The following is a 5,889-nucleotide window of genomic DNA, read 5'->3' on the forward strand; positions in this document are numbered from 1 at the left end:
AATTAGAAGAAACAACAGATCGTTGCACTGTAATTAGCAAAGGAAATCGTAATGGTGTTGTAATCGAAGTGGTTGCCAAGGCGGATGCAGAGCGCTATGGTTTTAACAGTTATGATGAATTTACGGAGGCAGTTAAACGTAATCGTCCAGCTTGGTCTGATAGCGATATATTAGCGGTTAGTTACATGAATGCGGAAAATGTAATTCTTCAGCTTGCTGTAGATCGAAATCGCAACAGTACACCAACCATAGACGGTCAGCCTATAGATTTTACAAAATATAACGTATAGAGCTCATTTCAAAAAAAATGTTATTTATTTCCCAGGACTACAGTTTAATAAGTGGCGCTTACATAACTGAGATGATATGATTCGGTTAACGCATTATTCGACATTATGGGAGATGTTACCTATGCAATATAAACCAACTATAGGCTTACTAACCCCCTTTTCTAGGTGGCAATTATCTTGGAGAAATCATAAATTCTATTCAAGGCTGTCATTACATGCATGGATTTTACATCAGCCGACCATTGCCGGCTGATAAATTCGAGCACGCGATATTAATAAATAATGGATTAGCTTGACTTCATAATAGCGTTCTGCTAATCTCACCTTCATATAAAGGTTGGTGTTAGCATGATCATCGGCATCGGACATGATTTAACGGATGTTGGAAGAGTAACCAAAATAGTAAGTGGTAAAACGGGTAAACGTTTTTTGGAGCGTATCTTATCGATCGAAGAGTTTGAAATTGCCGCAGCGTACGAGGGTGAAAGACTGCATCAATTCACAGCTGGACGATTCGCTGTTAAGGAAGCGGTCGTGAAGGCCTTCGGCTGCGGAATTGGTTCTATCGTTGCTTTTACCGACATTGACATCGCACGGGGAAGCAATGGCAAGCCGGAGTGCAGCTTATCAGAGGCTGCATGGATTCGTCTCGGACTTAGTCCGAATAATATTCGTATTCATGTAACGATCACACATGAGAAGACATTAGCTTCCGCATTCGCCGTCATCGAACGGATAATAGAGTAACCTTTTGCCCATACTTGGAATGTAATATACCAAAGCTATGGATAAGAGGGGATGGCGACGGTGAGGGAGCAGCGGAAGCAAAGTACGAAGCGTCGGTTTAAGACGGGGCAATTTGTAGAATTTGACGGCTTGTATTCGGATGATTGGGGCGGCGACCTGGTACTTGTACAAGGGGATCTGTTCCCGGTTCATCCCCAAATGGGCCATACGAATTGGACATATACTAGTCAGTCCGCTATTCATTTAACGAAGTCTCCGAAAATAAACGGTCACTATATCGGCTATTAAAAGGTAGGATAAAGAAAGGATGTTTGGGGTAAGTGATCTCTCCCATACATCCTTTCTTTCGTCGATGATGCTACTTCTTACTGGCTAGCCACTCTGCAAGTCCTGCAATCTCTTCAGCAGTCAGCTTATCCTTAAAGGCTGGCATTAAGCCATCGCCATCCTCAATTTGCTTAGTAATAGCTTTGGCATCCATACGGGCACCAATCTCCTTGAGATTGGTGTCAGCACCTACTCTTCCTTGCAGGTCTGTACCATGACAGCTAATGCAATTGTTTCTGTAGGTAGTGACGACCTCTTTGGGCCCTTCTAGAGCCGCTCCTTGCTTAACACCCGCCCCTCCGCCTCCGCAGGCGGTCATAATTAATAGCAGCCCTGCTGCTGCGGTCATTTTCATTCCTAGTGGGATTATTCTTTGGTATGTCAAGGTGAAAAACCTCCATCCTCATTTCATTATTAGTATCTTTAACCAGACGGCAGTCACAGCGTGTCCATATGATTTTATGTCGTTAGTTCGTATAATAGAGTTTAGTCAATCGACGAACAGGAATGGACGTTACTTTAATTATATCGTATTTTTATTTATAGGAGACTTCATGAAACCGACAATAGAGAGTATTTTATTAAACCAATTAAATCGCATCCATGCCGAGGTTATTATGACGGCTTATTCTGAAAGTATACCAAACTGGAGCGAGCACAATGAGGAGCCGGACTTTTATCGCTTCATTTATACAAGCAGAGGGCAAGGGTGGTTAGAGCTTCACAACGAGAGGTACGCTATTTTGCCAGGCACTTTATATCTGCTGCCCGCTCACACCGTGCAATCCTTCGGGACAGAGGGGGATGAGTTGTTTGGGCGTTATTGGTGCCATTTTCGACTAGAAGCTGGAGATATACCGTTTATGAGCTCTTTGATGCTTCCAACCTATGTGCCTGTACAGGACGACCAAACGATTAAGCAGCTTTTTGATAAAATGATAGCGTCTCAGCATTACCCGCCCTTAACGAAGGGTCTTAGACTGAAGTCGGCTTTGTTAGAAATGCTCTCCTACTTCATTGAAGGAAGTCACATTGAGCAAGAAGACTCCACTGACGCAAGCATCGGTGTTAAATGGAATGAAGTGATTGAATACATTGAATTGAATTTACATACGAACATTCAAGTGGTTGATCTCGCTAAATTCGCTTTCTTGCATCCAAATTATTTTATTTCGTCCTTCAAAAGCAAAATGGGCTGTTCTCCGATTCAATATGTGACTAACCGGAGAATTGCCAAAGCTAAGTATTTGCTCGCGAATACGTTGGAACCGATCTCGTCCGTTGCTAGAACGGTAGGTATGCAAAATCATTATTTATCTCGGTTATTTAAGCGTCACACAGGAATTACGCCGATTCAATATCGCAGAATTGCGAAACTCAGCGTTAATCAAATGATCAAACAGACAATGACAGAGAACAAGGAGGAGAAGGCCAGTGACACAGCAGGTGGCTAAACAATATTTCAGTCATGAGCTTCTCTCATGGTATAGATTGATTAAACGTGATTTACCTTGGCGAATGAATCGTGATCCGTACCGTGTATGGGTATCGGAAATTATGCTGCAGCAAACTCGTGTAGACACAGTAATTCCATATTACAATAATTTCATGAGTAAGTTTCCAACTGTACATGCTTTGGCAGGAGCACCAGAAGAAGAAGTGCTTAAATGCTGGGAGGGGCTTGGCTACTACTCAAGAGCTCGTAATTTGCAAGCAGGTGCGAAAGAGGTAGTCGAGCTCTACGGCGGTATTGTCCCTGATGATAAGGAGTCTGTTGCCTCATTAAGAGGAATTGGCCCGTATACAAGCGGAGCCATAATGAGCATTGCATTTAACAGACCAGAACCAGCGGTGGATGGGAATGTTATGCGAGTACTATCCCGTTATTTTCTGCTTGAGGATGATATCGCGAAGCCCAAGACGCGAATCGGAATTGAGAAGCTTGCACAATCACTCATACCAGAGGGTGCAGCAGGTGATTTTAATCAAGCTCTGATGGAGCTGGGCGCGTTAGTATGTACCCCAAAATCACCAAGCTGTTTGCCTTGCCCTGTGATGGAGCATTGCTCAGCGCGTCTTGAAGGCAGAGAATTGGAACTGCCGATTAAGACGAAAGCAAAGCCGCCACGTGATGAGCTAAGAGCTGCTGTTATTGTACTTGGAAGCGGCGAGAATGCCGGGAAGATATTGGTGAGGCAGCGTCCGGATACAGGACTGCTCGCACAAATGTGGGAGCTGCCGCATCAGTTGATTCCTGCTGATAAGCTGGGGCTAATGGATAAAGAGCAGCCGAAGGAGCAAGGAGAATTAGCAGAGCTAATCGGAATGGAGCTGGAGCAAGATGCACAGCTGCATATTCGTCCGCTCAGCTGGTTTATGGATGCCGATCATATTTTTAGTCATATTCATTGGAAAATGCGTTTTTACTTGGCTGACTTAGGCGATTCAACTAACATGGTAAGTTCGGATGTGGGATACACGATAGCTTCTAGTTCAATAGCTGCGGAAACTTTAGCTGGATATGAGCCAATGATGAGTGAAACCAACCTGTTGAAAGCAGTTCTGCCGGCTCACTATAGATGGATAGGCCCAGAAGATATGGAAACATTGCCATTCCCGAATTTGTTTTTGAGAATTTTACGTGAATATTGGGAATAAATGAATATATGGCGGAGGTATTGGGGATGAATGACATGTTAAACTTGCTATTTAAGCACAAAATTATTGCGATTTTACGGGGAATTGAGGATCGACACGCGGACTCTACAGCACAGGCTCTAATTGATGGCGGCATTCATATGATGGAAATAACGATGAATACAGAAGGCGCGGCTGTCATGATAGACAGGTGGCGGACGAAGTTTGACGGGATGGCGGCGATTGGCGCCGGAACTGTAACCGATGTTACGCTCGCGGAGCAAGCCGTTGCCGCTGGAGCACAGTTTCTTATTTCGCCTAATTTGGATGAAGAGGTAATTGCATACGGTCGTGAACGCGGGTTGTCTGTATGGCCCGGGGTTATGACGCCTACTGAAATCGTCAAGGCTTGGAAGGCTGGTGCTGACGCGGTAAAAATTTTTCCTATGGGCACGCTTGGGGTGGGCTATTTGCGAGAAATTCGCGGACCGCTCAATGATATTCCGATGATTGCTACCGGTGGAGTAGACCTACATAATATTGCTGATTATTTTAACGCAGGAGCTAACGCTGTCGGAATGGGTGGCAAGCTTGTCAACTTAGAATGGGTAAGAGAAGGGAAGTTTGATCAGGTAGCAGAGCGGGCGAGTCAGTTTGTGGAAGCAGTCAGAGCTCTGTAGCGTAGGAGGGGACGGCTTGTGGGCATGTTTATCTGGGCGTTGATCGTACTTTTAATAGCCATATTGTTGTTCGGCATTATTGTTTGGCGTATAGGAGTAATCAGTCAGAGTCCGCGTAAGCTCTTGAACAATGAGAATCCTGCCGTTGATACACAGTGGCAGACTATAACATTCGAGAGCAATGGCTCGAAGCTGGTGGGGTGGCTGCTGCAGCCGATTGCTAAAGCAGCATTCGAAGAGGTAAGTGAAGCGGCATCTAACGAGAAGGGCGTAGCGATAGATGATTCGGATCTTCTACCCTTAGTTATAATAGCTCATGGTTGGGGCTCCAATCGGACAAGAGTGCTGCGATATGCGCGCCCGCTTTATGAAGCGGGCTTTGCTGTGCTTATATATGATGCGCGAAGTCACGGAGACAGCGAATCAATTAAGGCCCCATCAGCCCTCATGTTCAGAGATGATGTGCTGGCTGCAGTCCGTACCGCTCGCGGTCTTCCAGCTATTAATCCTAATCGAATAGCTGTAATTGGGCATTCGCTTGGCGGTTTTGGAGCCCTTCTTGCATTAGGCGAGGGGCTCAGAGTTAACGCTGTCGTAACGGATTCTATGCCAGTACGATTTGAAACCATGCTTAGAGCTGAGCTGTATCGCAAAAAGACACCTGCATTCCCACTAGTTTATCTGATACCTTCCATTTGGCTTTTACGAGCTCGTATAACACGTCAACAATTTCGTGCCGCCAATATTCGAGACATCCTATTGAGGCATGCTGGGCCGGCTATAACAGGTTTAGTGCCTGTATTAATGGTGCATTCGAAAGGTGATGACTTTATATACGCAGAGGATTTGCAGCAGTTGGAAGAACAATTGCCTCCTGGTACAATCGACACCTTATTCGTTTCGAGCCTAGGACATAGCACTTCTGAAAAGGATCCGTTGTTTTGGAAGCGGGTTATTCCTTTTTTGAAGGAGGCTTTACTCTAGCAAAATTGGACAAAAAAGAAGCCTGCGGCACGAAGCAGCAGGCTACAAGAGAGAATATATATAATAAGGGGGGTCATGAATTTATTATATATGCATAAGATGAAACCAAGATGAGAGATATATTACAGTTTGATTACAGCCGTTGGGATTGAGGAAGATTTCGGCTAGGAGGCTTATATGCAGAAAATAGCATCTAAATTAATGGTAATGGCCGTCATTATTAT

The 5,889-nt window shown here is 44.7% G+C and carries 8 protein-coding genes; 7 read left to right on the forward strand and 1 reads right to left on the reverse strand.

What is annotated here, in order from left to right:
- The 3 genes from AC1DWN_RS25775 to AC1DWN_RS25785 all read left to right on the forward strand — a co-directional run.
- A partial coding sequence (locus AC1DWN_RS25775; protein ID WP_477561749.1) for a hypothetical protein occupies positions 1-290 on the forward strand: 290 nt, incomplete at its 5' end.
- 348 nt (positions 291-638) lie between these two features.
- A complete protein-coding gene (acpS, locus tag AC1DWN_RS25780) occupies positions 639-1,037 on the forward strand; it encodes a holo-ACP synthase (protein WP_477561750.1) in 399 nt (132 codons plus the stop codon).
- Between the two features lie 51 nt (positions 1,038-1,088).
- Positions 1,089-1,325 (forward strand): hypothetical protein, encoded by a 237-nt coding sequence (locus AC1DWN_RS25785; RefSeq protein WP_477561751.1) that lies wholly within the window; start codon positions 1,089-1,091, stop codon positions 1,323-1,325.
- Between the two features lie 70 nt (positions 1,326-1,395).
- Here AC1DWN_RS25785 and AC1DWN_RS25790 read toward each other — a convergent pair whose 3' ends face one another.
- Complete coding sequence (locus tag AC1DWN_RS25790; protein WP_477561752.1) at positions 1,396-1,749, reverse strand: c-type cytochrome; 354 nt, start codon at positions 1,747-1,749, stop codon at positions 1,396-1,398.
- 169 nt (positions 1,750-1,918) lie between these two features.
- On the opposite strand from AC1DWN_RS25790, the gene AC1DWN_RS25795 reads away from it, so the two are divergent.
- The 4 genes from AC1DWN_RS25795 to AC1DWN_RS25810 are packed head-to-tail and all read left to right on the forward strand — an operon-like array spanning position 1,919 to position 5,665.
- The gene (locus tag AC1DWN_RS25795; protein WP_477561753.1) at positions 1,919-2,818 is read left to right on the forward strand and encodes a helix-turn-helix transcriptional regulator; all 900 of its coding nucleotides are present in this window, start codon (positions 1,919-1,921) and stop codon (positions 2,816-2,818) included.
- Positions 2,799-4,022 (forward strand): A/G-specific adenine glycosylase, encoded by a 1,224-nt coding sequence (mutY, locus tag AC1DWN_RS25800; protein WP_477561754.1) that lies wholly within the window; start codon positions 2,799-2,801, stop codon positions 4,020-4,022. The genes AC1DWN_RS25795 and mutY overlap by 20 nt, the downstream gene beginning before the upstream one ends.
- A gap of 26 nt (positions 4,023-4,048) precedes the next feature.
- Complete coding sequence (locus tag AC1DWN_RS25805; protein WP_477561755.1) at positions 4,049-4,681, forward strand: bifunctional 4-hydroxy-2-oxoglutarate aldolase/2-dehydro-3-deoxy-phosphogluconate aldolase; 633 nt, start codon at positions 4,049-4,051, stop codon at positions 4,679-4,681.
- 24 nt (positions 4,682-4,705) lie between these two features.
- Positions 4,706-5,665, forward strand: a complete 960-nt coding sequence (locus AC1DWN_RS25810; protein ID WP_477561756.1) for an alpha/beta hydrolase — start codon at positions 4,706-4,708, stop codon at positions 5,663-5,665.
- Positions 5,666-5,889: the final 224 nt, after the last annotated feature.

Source organism: Paenibacillus sp. P4_A7 (assembly GCF_056402455.1).

What these genes read in the sequence shown, in the direction of transcription:
- acpS (WP_477561750.1), top strand. Translation starts at nt 639, where the DNA reads ATGATCATCGGCATCGGACATGATTTAACGGATGTTGGAAGAGTAACC.
- AC1DWN_RS25805 (WP_477561755.1), top strand. Translation starts at nt 4,049, where the DNA reads ATGAATGACATGTTAAACTTGCTATTTAAGCACAAAATTATTGCGATT.
- AC1DWN_RS25785 (WP_477561751.1), top strand. Translation starts at nt 1,089, where the DNA reads ATGGCGACGGTGAGGGAGCAGCGGAAGCAAAGTACGAAGCGTCGGTTT.
- AC1DWN_RS25810 (WP_477561756.1), top strand. Translation starts at nt 4,706, where the DNA reads ATGTTTATCTGGGCGTTGATCGTACTTTTAATAGCCATATTGTTGTTC.
- AC1DWN_RS25795 (WP_477561753.1), top strand. Translation starts at nt 1,919, where the DNA reads ATGAAACCGACAATAGAGAGTATTTTATTAAACCAATTAAATCGCATC.